The 17,347-nt window shown below is 67.5% G+C and carries 16 protein-coding genes; 12 read left to right on the top strand and 4 right to left on the bottom strand.

All coding sequences use genetic code 11. The features are described from left to right. Positions 1-300: 300 nt before the first annotated feature. The 5 genes from ACOQFL_RS08340 to ACOQFL_RS08360 all read left to right on the top strand — a co-directional run bounded on the left by ACOQFL_RS08340 (position 301) and on the right by ACOQFL_RS08360 (position 5,265). Positions 301-768 (top strand): hypothetical protein, encoded by a 468-nt coding sequence (locus ACOQFL_RS08340; protein WP_435543521.1) that lies wholly within the window; start codon positions 301-303, stop codon positions 766-768. 74 nt (positions 769-842) lie between these two features. Then, positions 843-2,405 (top strand): ArnT family glycosyltransferase, encoded by a 1,563-nt coding sequence (locus ACOQFL_RS08345; RefSeq protein ID WP_435543522.1) that lies wholly within the window; start codon positions 843-845, stop codon positions 2,403-2,405. Between the two features lie 318 nt (positions 2,406-2,723). Next, positions 2,724-2,999: a FeoA family protein gene (locus ACOQFL_RS08350; protein WP_435543523.1), complete on the top strand. Its 276-nt coding sequence runs from the start codon at positions 2,724-2,726 to the stop codon at positions 2,997-2,999. 5 nt (positions 3,000-3,004) lie between these two features. Next, on the top strand, positions 3,005-3,853 hold the full coding sequence (locus ACOQFL_RS08355) for a FeoB small GTPase domain-containing protein (protein WP_435543524.1): 849 nt from the start codon (positions 3,005-3,007) through the stop codon (positions 3,851-3,853). After that, complete coding sequence (locus ACOQFL_RS08360; RefSeq protein WP_435543525.1) at positions 3,850-5,265, top strand: nucleoside recognition domain-containing protein; 1,416 nt, start codon at positions 3,850-3,852, stop codon at positions 5,263-5,265. The genes ACOQFL_RS08355 and ACOQFL_RS08360 overlap by 4 nt, the downstream gene beginning before the upstream one ends. An 84-nt stretch (positions 5,266-5,349) precedes the next feature. Here the strand turns inward: ACOQFL_RS08360 and ACOQFL_RS08365 are convergent, their stop codons facing one another. The 4 genes from ACOQFL_RS08365 to ACOQFL_RS08380 all read right to left on the bottom strand — a co-directional run bounded on the left by ACOQFL_RS08365 (position 5,350) and on the right by ACOQFL_RS08380 (position 9,811). Next, positions 5,350-6,540 carry a macrolide family glycosyltransferase gene (locus ACOQFL_RS08365; RefSeq protein ID WP_435543526.1) on the bottom strand — a complete coding sequence of 397 codons (1,191 nt, stop codon included), beginning with the start codon at positions 6,538-6,540 and terminating at the stop codon, positions 5,350-5,352. Between the two features lie 212 nt (positions 6,541-6,752). Beyond that, on the bottom strand, positions 6,753-7,535 hold the full coding sequence (locus tag ACOQFL_RS08370) for a DeoR/GlpR family DNA-binding transcription regulator (RefSeq protein WP_435543527.1): 783 nt from the start codon (positions 7,533-7,535) through the stop codon (positions 6,753-6,755). Positions 7,536-7,547: 12 nt separating this feature from the next. Next, a complete protein-coding gene (gene pdxA, locus ACOQFL_RS08375; protein ID WP_435543528.1) occupies positions 7,548-8,549 on the bottom strand; it encodes a 4-hydroxythreonine-4-phosphate dehydrogenase PdxA in 1,002 nt (333 codons plus the stop codon). A gap of 2 nt (positions 8,550-8,551) precedes the next feature. Beyond that, on the bottom strand, positions 8,552-9,811 hold the full coding sequence (locus ACOQFL_RS08380) for a four-carbon acid sugar kinase family protein (RefSeq protein WP_435543529.1): 1,260 nt from the start codon (positions 9,809-9,811) through the stop codon (positions 8,552-8,554). 491 nt (positions 9,812-10,302) lie between these two features. Here ACOQFL_RS08380 and ACOQFL_RS08385 point away from each other — a divergent pair, with 491 nt between their 5' ends. From ACOQFL_RS08385 to ACOQFL_RS08415, 7 genes are all read left to right on the top strand, one after another. Further along, positions 10,303-11,262 carry an aldo/keto reductase gene (locus ACOQFL_RS08385; protein ID WP_435543831.1) on the top strand — a complete coding sequence of 320 codons (960 nt, stop codon included), beginning with the start codon at positions 10,303-10,305 and terminating at the stop codon, positions 11,260-11,262. Between the two features lie 27 nt (positions 11,263-11,289). Then, a complete protein-coding gene (locus ACOQFL_RS08390) occupies positions 11,290-12,420 on the top strand; it encodes a sialidase family protein (protein ID WP_435543530.1) in 1,131 nt (376 codons plus the stop codon). A gap of 23 nt (positions 12,421-12,443) precedes the next feature. Beyond that, complete coding sequence (locus ACOQFL_RS08395; RefSeq protein WP_435543531.1) at positions 12,444-13,823, top strand: Nramp family divalent metal transporter; 1,380 nt, start codon at positions 12,444-12,446, stop codon at positions 13,821-13,823. Positions 13,824-13,891: 68 nt separating this feature from the next. Further along, the gene (locus ACOQFL_RS08400; protein WP_435543532.1) at positions 13,892-14,653 is read left to right on the top strand and encodes an HpcH/HpaI aldolase family protein; all 762 of its coding nucleotides are present in this window, start codon (positions 13,892-13,894) and stop codon (positions 14,651-14,653) included. 80 nt (positions 14,654-14,733) lie between these two features. After that, the gene (locus ACOQFL_RS08405) at positions 14,734-15,696 is read left to right on the top strand and encodes a phosphoglycerate dehydrogenase (RefSeq protein ID WP_435543533.1); all 963 of its coding nucleotides are present in this window, start codon (positions 14,734-14,736) and stop codon (positions 15,694-15,696) included. A gap of 47 nt (positions 15,697-15,743) precedes the next feature. After that, positions 15,744-17,165: an Nramp family divalent metal transporter gene (locus ACOQFL_RS08410; protein WP_435543534.1), complete on the top strand. Its 1,422-nt coding sequence runs from the start codon at positions 15,744-15,746 to the stop codon at positions 17,163-17,165. 16 nt (positions 17,166-17,181) lie between these two features. Then, entirely contained in the window at positions 17,182-17,328 is a 147-nt protein-coding gene (locus ACOQFL_RS08415) for a hypothetical protein (RefSeq protein WP_435543535.1), read from the top strand. Positions 17,329-17,347 lie beyond the last annotated feature (19 nt).

Here is a 17,347-nt window from a genome sequence, read left to right on the forward strand (position 1 = left end):
CCGCCGATCGTGTCGGTACTGTCGCCACGGACACCGAAAGTCGCGGCACGGCCACGGAACACGCCCGGCCGCCGTGGCGGCGACAAGAGGTAATAAGTGCCACACTTTCCTGCTTCGAACCGCGCAATACCAGCTCAGCGGGGCCTCGGAGAGGTTCGCAGCACCGCTGTGATCTTGCTGTGTCGTTGTCCAGCGCAGACGGGTGGTGCTTTATCGCAGTGTTACCGGTAGGCTCTGTCACACCGGACGGGATCACCCACCGGTGTTACTGACCGTTGCTCCTATCACGAGTCAAGACGGATGACACTTCAAGACGACCGTGCTCGGACCTGGTTCCAGCCCATGGTGCCAACCGAACAACCGCACAGGGATGCCGTAGGCGACGCGGGGCCGCTGACCACCCGGATCGAGGGAGAACTCGTTTTCCCGGAGCAGCCACCGACCCCGGCGCCCTGGGCGGAACGGCTCGAAGTCACCCAGCCGTTCATACCCGCGATCCGTGACCAAACTCCGGAGTTCGCCAAACGGCTGACCGCCGAACCGGCGACCGCCGCTCCCCATCCGCCGGACGACTCGCCTACCGCCGGTACCACACCGGCAGGGGAACCGCAGTCGTCCGGGCCCGGCGAGACCACCGAATCCTCGGGTTCGTCGAACGGAGCAGCGGCCGGACAACCGCGGAAACGACGCAGCCTCGCCCGCCGCGTCGTGCGGCGGATCCTTGGCCCGGACCTGCTTCGTAAGGATCCGGCACCGAAGAAACGCTGAATCGTCTTCAGCTGAGATCGGGCATAATCGGAACGGTCCACAATCGACCGATTCCTCCGTAGCCAGGGAGCGCATTGTCCACAGCACCACCGGCCACGGCCGGCAGAGTCGATACCCTGCCCGCTCCCGGGCTCCGAGCCACCGGGCGGTTGCCGTTCGCCACGGTCTCCGTCGGGGTGATCGCCGTTGTTTTCGCCGTGGTGTGCGCGTTGACCACGGGCCGCTACGGTTACTTCGGCGACGAACTCTACTTTTTGGCCGCGGGGCATCACCCAGCGTTTGGCTACGTTGACCAGCCCCCCGGTGTGCCATTGCTGGCACGTGCCATGCAGGCCCTGTTCCCCGAATCGCTGAACGCGCTGCGAGCACCGTCACTGCTGGCCGCGGTCGGTTACATCGTGCTGAGCGCGTTGAGCGCCCGCGAACTGGGTGCCACCCGACTGACACAGGCGTGCGTGGCCGGGGTGGCCGCGTTGACCCCACATCTGGTGGCGTCGGCGCACCTGCTGGTGACCTACTCGTTCGACCAGACGATGTGGGCCTGGGTCGTGTGGTTGTTGCTCCGCTGGGCACGTCGCCACCACGCCGGAGAGCCCGCGAATTCGACGTTGGTGGCCGCGGGCGTGGTCACCGCCGTCGGGGTCCAGTTCAAACTCCTCATCCCCGTGTTGTGGCTGGTCGTGCTTCCGGTGGCGGTGCTGTTCGGTCCTCGTCGATTACCGCTTCGCCCCGGACTGTGGGTAGGAGGTGTGATCGCGGTTGGCTCGGTCCTGCCGGGATTGTGGTGGCAGGCGCGGCACGGCTGGCCCCAGCTGGCCATGGGGCGGGTCATCGACAGCGAAACCGGCGGTGCGTGGACGTTTCTCAACGCCTCGGTCAATCAGCTCGGCCCCGCGGGAACGGTGGTGGCGTTACTGGGGGTGTGTGGCCTGCTGGTCAGCCCGAAGTTGCGGCCGTACCGGTTCCTCGGCGTGACCGCGCTGGTGGTCACGCTGGTGTTCATACTGATCAGCGGCCGTTCCTACTACACTGCCGGGCTCTACGCCGTGCTGTTCGGGGCGGGTGCCGTGGTGGTGCAGCAATGGTGGTGGCGTCTCGACGTTTCACGGTACCGGTGGACTCGGTGGTCGCTGCCGTTGGTGGCGTTGGGGTGCTGTGCGTTGAGTCTGAGCACGGCCGTGAACACGCTGCCGCTGACCCCGGTTTCCCGGGTCAGCCCTCGCAATGTGGTCGTCACGGCCAGCCTCGGCTGGCCCGGCATCACCGAGCAGGTGGCCCGGGTCTACCGCGAACTGCCCGACGACGGTGTTCCCTCCGCTGTGGTCACCCATGACTACTGGTCGGCGGGAGCACTGCATCATTACGGGCCGGAGCGCGGGGTCTCCGAGGTCTACAGCCCCAGCCGCGGCTTCTGGTACTTCGGCAGGCCCGACGAAGCGGTGCGCCGCGTGGTGTATCTGGGTGGCGATCCGCAGCGACTGCGCCAACTGTTCGGCACGGTCCGTGCGGCGGGGTCGATCGAGACGGATCCGGCTTTTCGGACCTACTACGACAACATGCGTATCTGGGTGCTGCGGGATCCGAAGCTTCCCTGGTCGCAAATCTGGCCCCGCCTGCATCACATGAGCCTGTGGTGAACACCGCGGTTCGCCGCCTCGGTACGGCCCGCCACGCCTTCCGGTGCCCGCCGGAGTCGTGCCGCCGGAGGTGACGTGCGGCCCGCTGATTGACCTCCCCGGGGTGAGCCGTTCGTGATCGTCGCGGCCTCCCGGTTCGGAACGTAGCGAACACCACGCTCTCCTCGCCCACGCGTCGCTGCTCGGGAGATGTGCCGATGTGGCCGTCGATTACACCCGCCGTGGGCTCCTCCGCTGTCACGAACTGTTTTCAGTACGGCTACACGAGTTTTACGTCCCGACTTAACAAGAGTTTTCGGCTCGCCTAAAATTTTGGTTGTGGGCGACGTAGACAAGGGATCCTCGGTGGTGGCGAGCACGGCCACGACGCTGGACCGGCTCAAGCGGGGCCAGACCGCCACGGTGACAGCGGTGGACATCCACGGGCCCCAGCGACGGCGCCTGATGGACCTGGGGGTGCTTCCCGGCAGCCGCATCCACATCGATCGTGTCAGCCCGCTCGGCGATCCCACCGCCTATCTGGTACGGGGCAGCGTGATCGCGCTGCGCCGCGAACAAGCCCGCGGTATTCACATCACCGTCGAACAGGAGTGAGCACCGTGGCAGAAGACCTACCGCCTCCGAACGCGAGCCCACCGCACGCTGCGGGCGCGGCCTGCGGAACCTGCGTGTTCAACAACGCCGCCCAGCTGCGCGCGCTCGGCGTCGACGTCTCCGGCCACGAGCACGTGGTGGCGCTGGCGGGAAACCCGAACACCGGTAAAAGCACGGTGTTCAACGCGCTGACCGGGTTGCGTCAACACGTCGGCAACTGGCCCGGCAAGACCGTCGCCGGTGCCGAAGGGGGATTCGGGTATCGCCAACGACGGTACAAGCTCGTCGACCTTCCCGGCACGTACTCGCTGCTGTCCGACAGCCAGGACGAGGACGTCGCCCGAGACTTCCTGCTGTTCGGCCAACCGGACGTGACGGTGGTCGTCGTCGACGCCACCCGCCTGCAACGCAACCTCAACCTCGTGCTGCAGATCCTGCAGATCACCGGACGGGTGGTGATCGCCCTCAACCTGATCGACGAGGCCCACCGGCACGGCCTCACCCTCGACCAGCGCCACCTCGCACGCGAACTCGGGGTGCCGGTGGTGCCCATGGCGGCACGCAGTCACCAGGGGCTGGACAGGCTGCTGGAGGCGATCGAACAGGTCGCACTGGGCACGGTGGCCACCCGAGCGCGGCGCGTCCGCCACGGCGACGACCGCACCGAACGCGCCGTCTCCGAACTGGCCGCGCGACTGCGCAGGGAGCACCCCGGTCTGGCAAACCCCAGGTGGATCGCGTTGCGCCTGCTGGAAGGTGATCCGGATATCGAACGTGCCGTCACCGACGGCACCCTGCACCGACTGAGCAGCCCCACACCGCACGCCGTCTCTTCCGAAACGACAGGGACATGACCAGCTCCTCGATCCTCGACCACGCGGCGCGGCTGCGCGATGGCCTGCCCGAGGGATTCCGCGACGAGGTCGTCGAATCCCTCTACAACGAGGCCGCACGCATCACCGAAACCAGCGTCACCGAACACGACGACAAAACGAGACCGACCCTCGACCGCCTGCTCGATCGAGCCCTGACCCACCGAGTGTGGGGCTTCGCGGCGATGGGCCTGTTGTTCTTCGCCGTGTTCTGGTTCACCATCACCGGCGCCGCGGGCCCCTCGGGACTGTTGTCGAGCCTACTGGTCGACTACGGCCACAGCAGGCTGCACGCCCTGGCCGCTCCGCTGCCGATTCCGGGCTGGATGACCGGCCTGCTGCTGGACGGGGTGTATCTGTCCACCGCCTGGGTGGTGGCGGTGATGCTGCCCCCCATGGCCATCTTCTTCCCCCTGTTCACCCTGCTGGAGGACTTCGGCTACTTACCGAGGGTGGCGTTCAACCTCGACCGGCTGTTCGCCAAAGCGGGCGCGCACGGCAAACAGTCCCTGTCGATGATGATGGGCTACGGCTGCAACGCGGCCGGGGTGACCGCCACCAGAATCATCGACAGCCGTCGGGAACGGCTGATCGCCGTCATCACCAACAACTTCAGTGTCTGCAACGGGCGCTGGCCCACCCTCATCCTGATGGGCACGATCTTCATCGGGGCGCTCGCCCCACCCGCCCTGGCGGGCCTGATCGCCGCGGCCAGCGTGGTCAGCGTGGCGTTTCTCGGTGTGCTGGTCACCCTGCTGGTGTCCTGGGCGCTGTCGAAGACGGTACTGCGTGGCCACAGCTCGACCTACTCCTTGGAACTACCCCCCTATCGCCCGCCGAAGGTGTGGCGCACCCTCTACACCAGCCTCATCGACCGCACGTTGAAAGTGCTGCGCCGCGCGGTGGTCATGGCCGCCCCCGCCGGAGCGGTCGTCTGGCTGATCAGCAACGTCACCGTCGCCGACGCGAGCATCGCCGCGCACCTGGTGAGCGCCCTCGACCCGTTGGGATGGGTGCTCGGTCTCAACGGCGTCATCCTGCTGGCCTACCTCGTGGCGATCCCCGCCAACGAGATCATCATCCCCACCATCCTGATGCTGACGATGACGCTGGGCCCCAACCTGTTCGACGCGCAGCAGGGCGTGATACTCGAACTCGGCGCCGCCCAGACCCACACGGTGCTGACCCAGGCCGGAGGGTGGACCCTGCTGACCGCGGTGAACCTGATGCTGTTCAGTCTGCTGCACAATCCTTGCAGCACCACCATCCTCACCATCTGGAACGAAACCAAAAGCCCGAAATGGACCACGGTGGCCACACTGCTGCCCATCGCGCTGGGCTTCGCCGTCACCGGGATGACCGCGACCGTGACGCGCCTGGCGGGCTGGGTATAGCCCCGAGCCCACCGCCTTTCCCGGTGCGGACGAACAGGTGGGGCGGGCTGCGGCGCCGAGCTCGTCCCCGAGCGGGGCGGGAAATCAGGACCGCGCCAAGTGGGCCTCCAGCGCGTCGACACCGGCCACGGCACCGCCACAGCCCCGTAGGCCCGCCGCGGTGGCGGTGACCGTGGCGCGCAGATACTCATCGCCCGCGATTTCGTCGACGGTCTTGCGCAGCGCGGCGGCGTCGGCGCCCTCGGGCAGCCGTCGTGCCAGCCCCAGTTTCTCGACCTGTTCGGCGTTGGCGCGCTGCTCGACCATCTGCGGATAGGTCACCAGCGGCACCCCGTGATACAGCGACTCCATCGTGGAGTTCATCCCAGCGTGGGAAACGAACACGTCGGCGTGCCGCAGCACCTCGACCTGGGGAAACCGAGGGCGCACGTCGAAATTGTCGGGCAGCGCGCCCAGCTCGCCGGGCTCGATCCGGTCGCCGATGGACATCGCCACCTGCCAACCGCTGTCACCGAAGGCCCGCAGGCAGTCGCGGTAGAACTCGGGGCGCTCGTTGAACGCGGTCCCCAACGAGATGAACAGCAACGGGGCCTGCTCGTCGCGGGGTGTGAAGGAGTCGCCGCGGGCCCGGTTACCCATCGACGGCCCCAGAAACCGGAAACGTTCGTCGAAGGTCTCGGCCGCGGGCTGGAACTGGTGGGGCACGAAAACCAGGTTCAACCCAGCCGGGTTGGGCGAGAGCAACGAGTCCGGGGGCGAGACGCCGAACTGCTCGGCCAGTTCGCGATGCCGGGCGGCGACCTCCCGCAGCGCCGGGTGTTCCGGGTCGAAGTCCTCGGGTAGGAAGTACCGCATCAGCGAGAACCGCTCGTTGGCGGCGAAGCTGGGAAGCAGCGCCACGGCGGGCACCCCCAGCGCTTCGGCCAGCATGGGCCCGCCCAGACTCATCATGTCGTAGCACACGGCTTCCGGCGGATCCTCGACGAAGTGCCGCCGCAGCACCGGCAGGCTGTCCCGGGTGTGGTCGAGCATCATGTGCATCATGTAGGAGATCATCTCGACGGTGATCTCGTCGAATGACTGGGTCGGTGGCATGGGCGGGTCCACCCCCACGTCGACCCCCTGGGCGCCGCTGTCCTCCACGGTCTGCAATTTGCGCTGCCCTGTGGCGTAACTGACCCGATGGCCCCGGCGACACAGCTCCTCCACCAGCGGCAGACTCGGATTCACGTGCCCGTCGAGTGGCGGCGCGACGAACGCGAAATGGCGGGGCATACATCCTCACAACGACATCGGGAGAAATAATGACACGACTGCCGGTTTCCGCGTTCGATTATTCCCCGACGGCTCCGCCCACGCCCGTACATCCCCCCAAACGTGACATCATCAACATCGCCGTATGGTGCGAATACGCCAAAACGGGCGTCCGGTTCGCAGGTGCTTCACTCGTTCGCCGCACCGGCGGGAGAAACGTTTCCGTTCCGGTGCTACCGCGTGTTCCCCTCGGGGGCGACGACCACCACGTCGATATCGTTGTCCTCGAACGCCCGGACCAGGCTCGGTTCGGCCTCGGTGTCGGTGACCAGTGTCGTTCGCCGTGGTAACCGTGCCCACGAGTGGAAGGGGCGTCTGTCGAGTTTGGCGGCGTGCACCAGCACATAGACGTGTTCGGCTCGGTGGGCCATGAGCTCTTTGAGTCTGGTCTGCTGCAGGTCCATCTCGCAGATGCCCCGGTCGGGGGTGACGCCGTCGGCGCCCAGGAACACCCGGTCGAAGGTCATGCGCTCCAGGGCCGCTTCGGTCAGCGGACCGACGAATCCCTGGCTGACGTGCCGCAGGGTCCCGCCCAGGCATTCGACGTGCAGCTGCGAATCGGCCAGTTCCTGCAGCACGGTCAGACCGGTGGTGACCACGGTGATGTCGTGGGCACCGCGTAGGTGTCGAGCGAGCGCACCGGTGGTGGATCCGGAGTCGAGCAGCACCGTCTCCCCAGGTCGTATCCGGCCGGCCGCCCACCCGGCGATCGCGTGTTTGGCTTCGAACGATTCCCCGCTGCGCTGGCACAACGACGGTTCCTGCCCCGGGCCCACCGGCATCGCCCCACCGTAGGTGCGTGCCAGCTGCCCGGCGGACTCGAGCTGGGCGAGGTCACGGCGGATCGTCGAGGCCGTCACACCGAATGTGTTGGAGAGTTCGTCGACACTGGCCAGCCCCGAGGTGGTGGCCATGCGGACGATGGCGGCCCGGCGGTCCCGCGATTCCCGAGACATGCTCCTCCTGCCTCAAACGGCCACGGACAGCTCGGCGGCCTGGGACAGGGCCTCGATCATGCTGTCCACGTCGGCTTTGCCGGTACCGGCGATGTCGAAGGCGGTGCCGTGATCCACCGAAGTCCGGATGACCGGCAGCCCCACCGTCACGTTCACCCCCGCCTCGATCCCCAGCAGTTTCACCGGAGCATGCCCCTGATCGTGATACATCGCCACGATCAGATCGTAATCGCCGCGACTGGCCAGGAAGAACGCCGTGTCGGCCGGAAGCGGCCCGTGGACGTCGATCTCGTCGGCCCGTAGCTTCTCCAGCGCGGGAACGATCTTGTTCTCTTCCTCACGGTAGCCGAACAGCCCGTTCTCCCCAGCGTGCGGATTGATCCCGCACACCCCGATCCGCGGTGCGGGGGTGCCCGCCGCGCGAATCGCCTGGTGCCCACGCAGCACGGTGCGTTCCACCAGGCCGGGTTCTATCCGGTCCACGGCATCGACCAGCCCGACGTGAGTGGTCACGTGCACGACTTTGACCCGAGGGGTCGACAGCATCATCGACACTTCCTCGGTTCCGGTCAGCTGCGCCAGCAGTTCGGTGTGCCCCGGGTAGAGGTGCCCGGCGGCGTGCAGGGCTTCCTTGTTCAATGGCGCGGTGCAGATCCCCTGCACCTGCCGCTGGACGGCCAGTTCGGCGGCCATGCGCACGTAGTGGTAAGCGGCGTTGCCCGCGGCCGGTGACACCTCGCCCCACGGCAGCTCGGTCGGAAGCAGCCCGGGGTCGATCACGTTGATCCGTCCCGGAAGGAACACCGCCTCCGAGGTGGAGTCCACGGGCACGACCTCCGGCTCCCTGCCCGCGCTCGCGGCGGCCAGCCGCAGCCGTTCGGTGTCTCCGAGTACCACGGGCCGGCATCGAGCGGTGATCGTCTCGTCGAGCAGCGCTCCGACAATGACCTCCGGGCCGATACCGGCACCGTCGCCCATCGTCACGGCGATCAGCGGGCTGTGGGCAGTGTTCATGCTCAACCTTCCCAAGTTGGACGTAGGTGCCTGACGATCCGGACGAGACTGTCCGGGCCGCCGAAACTTCCCGGGCGTGTGACCACCGACGTTCCGTCGGGGGTGTGGCTGTGTACGGCGCCGTGATGAATTTGGCCGCGAGCCCGAAGCGCGTCGACCCCGACGGCATCGAGCACTCTGCGCGCGGTCTCACCGCCGGTCAGCACCAGATCGACCGGCGAGTCGCAGTCGGTGACTGCTCGTCGTGCCGTCTCGGCCAGCAGCCGCACGAACGTTCGGGAACGCCCTGCCACAACCTCCCCGCCGAGCGGGGCGGTGAGCACCACCGGCCCCCGGCGCAGTTCCGAGCGGAGGCGGGCGTGCACGTCGGCGGTGAGTTCCTCCGGCGTCTCGACCACGTCGAGTTCGATCAGTCGCGCGCCGAGATCGGTCAGTACGCGCACTTGTTCGACGGCACCGGGCTCGGCGGTGCCGACCACGATCAGCAGGGGCCGTTCGGACGATTGGCGGGCCGGGGCGGGCTCGCGAGCGGGTGGGGCGGCTTCTTCGGACATCACGCGTCCGATCGCGGCGGCGAGGCCGCCACTGCCGACCAGCCGAGGACTCGAAAGGCACGAGGCGGCGGCGACCACCGTGTCCAGGTCGGTGTCGGTCTCGGCGTCGCAGACGGCGACCAGTCCTTGCGCGGCGCATTCGGCGATGGCGGCGTGCAGCTCGGGGGAGCGCACGGTGTCCAGATCCAGTTCACGGCAGGCGCTGGGGGCGATGGCTTGTGCCAGGTTTTCCGGCGCGGTGGTCTCCTCGACCCGCCACGTCCGTGTTCGCCGCAGGGGCTGCCCGTGCACGTGGATCACACCGTCGCGAACCGTGCGTCCGGCGATCGGCAGCGACGGGGCGAGTACCACGGGCCCGCCGCGGGCGGCCCGGATCACGGCGCCGATGTTGCCGCGTGCCAATGAATCGATCTTGAGTAACACCGGCGTGTTCCCGGAGGTTTCCGCGGCAAGTGTTTCGCGGACGGCGTGCTCGGTCCGCGCGGCGCTGGACTGGCGGGTGTCGAGATCCAGGACCAGCGGGCCCGTGCGTTCCTCCCCGGAGCCCCACAGTGGGAACTTATGCGTATTTCGCGCATCTCCGGGGGTGACGGGTGAGCGTAGTTCGATGCGGATCGATGCCGTCCGTGACAGCGCCGCCGCTGTCTCAGCGGCCCCGGACAGGTCATCCGCGAGAGCTAAAACGCCAGTACAAAGCGTTTTATTCATTGCTGACTCCTCTCGGGATGCACGCTCGCCACGACTCGCTTTTCGCTGGGGCGTCGCTGGAAACGTTTCACTGCTGTCCGTTTCTGCGTGAATCACGCTACGACAGTTGCGCGATTCACGCAATCATGTCAGGGTGTTCCAGGTAACACCGAGGGCCACGAACCCGGTGCGGCACGAGGAAAGGTCAACGATGGCCCCACATCGGCTTGCCCTGCCCGTGACCGTCTTCCCGGTCGGGCCAAGGACCTGGCGGCGAAGACCACCGCGCTCCCGCCGTGCTCACCCGCGGAAAACGCGAGGCGATCCCTCGAGACCGAAACCGTTCGGCGAGACGGCCACCCCGGTGCCCTCGGCCCCGGAACACCGAAACGGGGACAGCCCGCCACCCACCGGCAAAATCCGCAGGCCGCCCGCCCGTCCCACTCATCTGCGCCCGGGGCGGGCCGTAAGGAAGGAGTGAACATCCGTTGCACCTCGAATGCGGCGAAGCCATGCCCGCGGCCACCACAACCACACATCCGGTGCTCGGCACCATGAACTTCGGCGACACCGTCGACCGATCCGAAGCCGCACGCATACTCGACACAGCCCTGGAATCCGGCATCACTAGTGTCGACACCGCCAACGGCTACTCCGGCGGGCACGCCGAAACGATGCTCGGCGAGCTACTGCACACCCGCCGGGACCGGATCGTGCTCGCGACCAAGGCGGGCATTCCCCACCCGGACGCGGGAGACCACCCGCCGCTGTCGCCACCGGGACTGCGGGCGGCCGTGGAGGGCAGCCTGCGACGACTCGACGTCGAACACATCGACGTGTTTTACCTGCACCAGCCCGACCGCTCCACCCCGCTGAGCGAAACGCTGTCGACCATCGCCGAACTCACCACCGAAGGCAAAATCACCACGTTCGGCGTGTCCAACTTCGCCGCCTGGCAAATCGCCGAGACCAACCGAACGGCCGACCGGCTCGGCACCGCCCGCCCACAGACGGCCCAACAGCTGCACAACCTGCTGGCCCGCCGCATGGAGGAAGAATACGCCGAGTTCGCCACCACCACCGGACTGTCGACCGTGGCCTACAACCCGCTGGCGGGAGGACTGCTGACCGGCAAACACCGGTTCGACGCCTCCCCCGGCTCGGGACGCTTCGGCGACTCGCGACTGGCCGGGATGTACACCCAACGGTACTGGAACCCCGAACTGTTCCAGGCCGTGGACAGACTCCACGACATCGCCGAACAAGCCGGACTGCGACTACCCGAGCTGGCGCTGCGCTGGCTGGTGGGCAGACCCACCACCGACGCGCTGCTGCTGGGCTGCTCGAGCGCCGCTCAACTACGGACCAATTTGGACACGATGCGGGCCGGGCCGCTGCCCACCGACGTGAACGAAGCCTGCGACGAGGTGGGGACGGCGCTGCGCGGCCCCATGCCCGCCTACAACCGCTGACTCCCCCGCGAAAACACGGAAATCACCATGAACACCATCGGCCCGGCCGAGCGATGGCAAACGCAGACCACATTGCTGTCCGCACCCACCACCCAGTCCCATGCCGCCAACCTGATGCCGCTACCCAACGGTGAACTGGGCTGCACCTGGTTCGCAGGCACCCAGGAAGGCATGTCCGACATCGACATCTGGTTCGCACGAGGGCGCCGCGACGGCACGTGGACCACCCCCGAGCGCGTCTCGGCCGACCCGCACCACTCCGAACAGAACCCCGTGCTGTTTCCGACACCGCAAGGCCGGCTCTGGCTGCTCTACACCGCCCAACACGCCGGCAACCAGGACACCGCCGAAGTGCGGCTGCGCGTCTCCACCGATCACGGGTACAGCTTCTCACCCGCCCACACCCTGGTCCCGGCGAGCGAGTCACGAGGCGTGTTCATCCGCCAGCCGATCGTGGTGCTGGACTCGGGACGCTGGCTGCTGCCGATCTTTCACTGCCCCCGCCCGGAACACGGCAAGTGGCGGGGCGACGACGACAGCAGCGCGGTGCTGGTCTCCGACGACGGCGGAGAGAGCTGGCACCACCACGAGATCCCGCACAGCACCGGATGCGTGCACATGAACATCGTCCGGCTGCCGGACACGACGCTGCTGGCCCTGTTCCGCCGCCGCCAGGCCGACACCATCCACGCCAGCCGCTCCACCGACGGCATCACCTGGAGCGTTCCCGAACCCACCGAGCTGCCCAACAACAACTCCTCGATCCAGGTCACGCCGCTGCGCGACGGGACCCTGGCGCTGGCCTTCAACGCCAGCAGCGCCGCCGACGCCACGGCCCGCCGCACTTCGCTGTACGACGAGATCGACGACGAAACCGGCACCGACCAGGACCCGCCGTCGACCGCGTTCTGGGGAGCTCCCCGCGCACCGATGACCCTCGCGTTCTCCACGGACGGCGGCCGCAGCTGGCCCTACCGGCGCGACATCGAAACCGGGGACGGCCACTGCCTGACCAACGACTCCCGCCACGGCGCCAACCGGGAACTGTCCTACCCCTCGATCGTCCAGACCGCCGACGGTGACCTGCACGTCGCCTACACCCACTTCCGGCAGGCCATCAAACACGTGCGCCTGCGGCCGGGACAGGCCCGCACCTAGCAGCCCCACCCCTTGGAACCACCATGAACCACGACTCACACACCCCCACAGACGCCGCCACACCCACCGCCCCACCACCCACCGGTTTCACCGACTACGTCAAAAGCCTGGGACCCGGCATCGTCGTGGTCGTGTCCTGGCTCGGCACCGGGGACTTCATCAGCGCCTCGGTAGCCGGGTCCAACTTCGGCTACGCGCTGATCTGGACACTGCTGATCGCGATCCTGTCGCGGTACTTCATCGTGTCCACGATGTCGCGGTACCAACTGTGCAACAGCGTCGGTGACGAGACGATCCTCGACGGGTACGGCCGCGTCTGGCGCGGATTCCCGACCTACATCGGCGCGACCACCTGTGTACTCGGATTCGTCTACGTCTCGTTTTTGCTCATCGCCGCCGGAACAGCGCTGGACCACCTGTTCGCAGCGGTCGTCCCCGCGGGGCAGTGGGGAACGTTTTGCTGGGCCATCCCCACCGCGGCCGCCGCCCTGTGGCTGGCCTCCCGACGCGACGGGCACTACCGCGCACTGGAGATCGTGGCACAACTGACCATGGCGGTGCTGGTGCTGAGCTTTTTCGTCGCGCTGGTGGGCACCGGCGTCGACTTCGGCGAACTGTTCGGGGGACTGCTGTTCGAACTGCCCCCCGGTGAGGCGGGCTACATCACCGCGGCCAGCACCGCCGTGGGACTGATCGGCGCGGTGGGAGGATCCGCCGCCAACCTGCTCTACCCCTACCTGATGCACGAGAAAGGATGGCGCGGTCAGAGCTACCGCAAACTGCAGCGCATCGACCTGCGTTTCGGCACCCTGGTGATGTTCGGACTCGTGCTGGCCGTGTGGGTGGTGGCCGCCGAAACACTGCACGGAACGGAGCAGGGCGTGTCCTCGGCGGACGGGCTCGCCCTGATGATGGAAAAAGCCATCGGACCGGCGGGACCGCCCATCATGTGGTGCGCGGTCTTTTTCACGGTGTTCAACAACATCGTCACCCAGCCACGGGTATTCGTCCGCATGTTCGTCGAATCGCTACACAAATCCCGCCCCGACAGGGCCGAACACATCCGACTGCGACACCGGATGCCCGCGAACGCGCACAAGGAGCTCTTCCTGCACGACCGCGTGTTCTGGATCGTGTTCCTGTTGATCATGACGGTGCCCCTCGTGTTCTCGCTGCCGTTCATGCCCGGCATGGTGGTGCTGACCCTGCTGGGCAACTCCGTCAACGTGCTGACCGTGCCCGCCGTCATCATCGGTCTGATCGTCATGACCACCCGGCGCGATCTGATGCCCGCCTCCCACGTCAACAAGTGGTGGCAGACCACGACCCTGGCCCTGATCGGCGCGATCGGCCTCTGGGCGACCTACCAACTGATCCTCAGCGTCGTGAACCTGCTCGGCTGAACAAACCCCCGAAAACAACCACCACCCCACCTCACCGGAAACGACCGCCCCTCCAGAAAGGAACGAACATGACCACCGCGGAATTCGCGCACAAACTCCGCACCAGGCAACCACTGCTGGGATACTGGTCCGTGCTGGACGCGCCGGTGGCCACCGAACGCCTCGCACGGCTGGGCTACGACTACATCGCCATCGACGGCCAACACGGGCTCGTGGGCTACACCGGAATCCTCAACGGAATCATGGCCATCGACGCGGGCGGGCAAGCAGCCGGCGCCGTCAGAGTCGAAGCCAACGACCCCGCCACGATCGGACGTGCGCTCGACGCGGGCGCGGCCGCCGTCATCGTGCCGCTGATCGACACCGCCGACGACGCCGCCACAGCCGTGGCCGCCACCCGCTACCCACCGGAAGGCAACCGCTCCTACGGGCCGATGCGCTCCGGTCTGCGCCTGGGACCCCGCCCCGCCGAAGCCAACACCGCCACAGCCGTCCTCGCGATGATCGAGACCTCCCGCGGCTTGGCCAACCTCCACGACATCTGCGCCACCCCCGGGCTGGACGGAGTCTACGTCGGACCATCCGATCTGTGCCTGGCCGTGGGCGGCGCCTTCCCCGGCGATCCCGCCGTCACCGAGACCTTCGAACAAGCGGTCACCGACATCCGACAAGCCGCGGCCCAGGCAGGCATCGCAGCGGGAATCCACACCCCCGACGGGGACACCGCGGCCCGACGCCTGACGCAGGGCTACACCTTCGCCAGCATCGCCTCCGACCTGGTTCACCTGGAAAAAACCGCTGCGAACCACCTCAACGCCGCACGTTCGTAACACCCGACGAAAACCCCTGCCCAGGCCGGAATCCTTTCCACACTCCTTTCCGAACCCCACGAGCACACGAAAGTCCCGCCATGCCCTCGATCCTGATCACCACCCCCACCTTCGGCCGCTACTCCGACGAGCCGCGCCGCGTCCTCGACACCGCTGCGGACGTGATCCACCCCCACGACAACCTCCCGATGCCCACCGACGAACTGCTCGAACGGATACCACGCGCCGAGGCGCTGATCGTCGGAATGGACACCATCGACACCCACACCCTCGACACCGCACCCCGGCTGCGCATCATCGCCAAACACGGGGTCGGTGTGGACACCATCGACGTCGCCGCCGCACAAGACCGCGGCATCCGCGTGGTCTCCGCACCGGGCAGCAACGCCCGCGCCGTGGCGGAACTCGCGTTCGCCCTGCTGCTGGCCGCCGCCCGGGGCCTGACAACCACGCACACCGCGGTGCTGCGCGGCTCGTGGCCGAAACCGTTCGGCCCCGAACTGGCGGGCAAAACACTCGGCATCATCGGGTTCGGCCGCATCGGTCGACTGCTGGCCGGATACGCAGCCGCCTTCGGCATGCGCGTGCTGGCCCACGACCCGCACCTGCCCACCGAGGAGATCTCCACCCACGGCGCGCAACCCGCCGAATTCGACGAGTGCCTCGGCCAAGCGGAATTCCTCAGCCTACATCTACCCGGCGACCCGACCGGGCCGCCACTGCTCGATCACGCCGCGCTGGCGGCGATGAAACCAGGCGCGGTGCTGGTCAACACCGCCCGCGGCGGGCTCGTGGACAACACCGCCCTGGCCGAGCTGCTGCGACGCGGCAGGCTCGGCGGAGCGGGCATCGACGCCTTCACGGTCGAACCGCCCCACAACGACCCGCTGCTGACCGCCCCCAACGTCGTGCTGACCTCCCACATCGGGGCCTGCACCAACGAGGCCAACCGCGACATGGGCGTGATGGTGGCCGAAGACGTCGTGCGGGTGCTCAACGGGCAAGAACCCGCACACGAAGTCACCCACCCCACCCGCAACTGAGCCCCCGGCTGCCCGACCGGTCTCCGCACCGAAAGGACACCCCGCCGATGAGCGACAACACCACCGACAACACCGACACCGAACCCGACAGAACCGACCCCTACGCGCTGCACCCGGACAACGTACGGGAGGCCCCTACCTCGCTGCGGGGACGCCTGCGCCACCTGGGTCCCGGCCTGGTCCTGTCGGCCGCCGTGGTCGGCTCCGGTGAGCTGATCGTGACCACCTCGCTGGGAGCCCGCGCCGGGTTCGTGCTGCTGTGGCTGGTGATCATCAGCACCGCCGTGAAGGTGTGGGTACAGCTGGAGCTGGCCCGCTGGACCATCCTCACCGGAAAACCCGCCCTACGAGGGTTCAACCAGATCCCGCCCCGCCTCGGTCCGGTGGGCTGGATCAACTGGCTCTGGATCGGCATGGACTTCACCAAGATGATCCAGCGAGGCGGCATCATCGGCGGTGTCGCCGTGGCCTGCTCGATCCTGTGGCCCATCGTCGGCCCACCGCTGAGTTTTACCTCCGTGCTGACCTGGACCGTGCTGATCACCGCCGGGCTCGTTCTGCTGCTGCGCAGCGGCCGCTACAGCATCGTCGAACGCAGCGCGATGCTCGCCGTCGGTTTCTTCACCGTCACCACCGTCGCCCTGGCGCTGGGCCTTCCCCTGACTCCCTTCTCCTACGGCACGGCCGAACTCGGCGAGGGACTGCGGTTTTTCATCCCCACGGGAACCCTCGGCATCGCCGTGTCGATGTTCGGCCTCACCGGAGTGGGCGCCGACGAGATGACCACCTACACCTACTGGTGCCTGGAGAAGGGCTACGCCCGCTGGACTGGGCCCGACGACGGCACCGAACGGCGCGCCCGCCGCGCCGAGGGATGGCTGCGCGTGATGCGTCTGGACGTGTTCGTCTCCTGGCTGGTGTGCACGGTGTGCACTCTCTCGTTCTACGTGATCGGCGCCGCCGTGTTGCACCCGCAGAACCTGGTTCCCAGCGGCAACGACATGATCAGCACACTGTCCAGGATCTACACCGACACCATGGGCCCCTGGGCGCAGTACCTGTTCCTGTTCGGCGCCATCGCCGTCCTGGGAGCAACAGCGATCGGCTCCTCGGCCAGCGTCCCCCGACTGTGGACGAACACGTTGGGACTGCTCGGCGTGATCAACTGGGAGGACCCGGTGGTGCGGCACCGCACCATACGAATCCTGACCACCGCGTTCCCCCCACTGTGGGCCGCGTTCTACCTGTTCGCGCAGTCACCGGTACTGATGGTCCAGATCGGCGGCGTGGGAAGCGGCGTTTTCCTGATCGCCGTGGTCATCGCGGTGTGGCGACTGCGCGCGCTGGAAGTGGACAGACGCTTCCGCTCCGGCCCGATCCCCACCGCTGCTCTCGTGGTCAGCAGCCTGGCGATCGCGGTGTTGGGGATCTACACCGTGGCCGAGGTCGTCGGGGTGAGCCCGGGCTGAAGTCCACCCCAGCACCGTGACCGATGAGCACGGTGCCCAGCGGCTCGCCGCGCGCACCGGGCCCGAGCACTTCCCACAGCCTCGGATACGCAATGTGCCGATGCTGCTGGAGGCGGGAACCACATATACGGGAAAGGAGGGAACGGCGAGGTACCGGCGCTGACCAGCCCCGTCCCCCAAGC

Origin of the sequence: Actinopolyspora sabaoui (assembly GCF_051225635.1) — a bacterium.
In the GTDB taxonomy this organism is placed as follows: Bacteria; Actinomycetota; Actinomycetes; order Mycobacteriales; family Pseudonocardiaceae; genus Actinopolyspora.

Bases quoted from the DNA above. Each gene is read 5' to 3' on its own strand.
- ACOQFL_RS08400 (WP_435543532.1), top strand. From the start codon at position 13,892: ATGACCACCGCGGAATTCGCGCACAAACTCCGCACCAGGCAACCACTG.
- ACOQFL_RS08410 (WP_435543534.1), top strand. From the start codon at position 15,744: ATGAGCGACAACACCACCGACAACACCGACACCGAACCCGACAGAACC.
- ACOQFL_RS08405 (WP_435543533.1), top strand. From the start codon at position 14,734: ATGCCCTCGATCCTGATCACCACCCCCACCTTCGGCCGCTACTCCGAC.
- ACOQFL_RS08340 (WP_435543521.1), top strand. From the start codon at position 301: ATGACACTTCAAGACGACCGTGCTCGGACCTGGTTCCAGCCCATGGTG.
- ACOQFL_RS08395 (WP_435543531.1), top strand. From the start codon at position 12,444: ATGAACCACGACTCACACACCCCCACAGACGCCGCCACACCCACCGCC.
- ACOQFL_RS08365 (WP_435543526.1), bottom strand. From the start codon at position 6,540: ATGCCCCGCCATTTCGCGTTCGTCGCGCCGCCACTCGACGGGCACGTG.
- ACOQFL_RS08390 (WP_435543530.1), top strand. From the start codon at position 11,290: ATGAACACCATCGGCCCGGCCGAGCGATGGCAAACGCAGACCACATTG.
- ACOQFL_RS08385 (WP_435543831.1), top strand. From the start codon at position 10,303: ATGCCCGCGGCCACCACAACCACACATCCGGTGCTCGGCACCATGAAC.
- ACOQFL_RS08360 (WP_435543525.1), top strand. From the start codon at position 3,850: ATGACCAGCTCCTCGATCCTCGACCACGCGGCGCGGCTGCGCGATGGC.
- pdxA (WP_435543528.1), bottom strand. From the start codon at position 8,549: ATGAACACTGCCCACAGCCCGCTGATCGCCGTGACGATGGGCGACGGT.
- ACOQFL_RS08370 (WP_435543527.1), bottom strand. From the start codon at position 7,535: ATGTCTCGGGAATCGCGGGACCGCCGGGCCGCCATCGTCCGCATGGCC.
- ACOQFL_RS08380 (WP_435543529.1), bottom strand. From the start codon at position 9,811: ATGAATAAAACGCTTTGTACTGGCGTTTTAGCTCTCGCGGATGACCTG.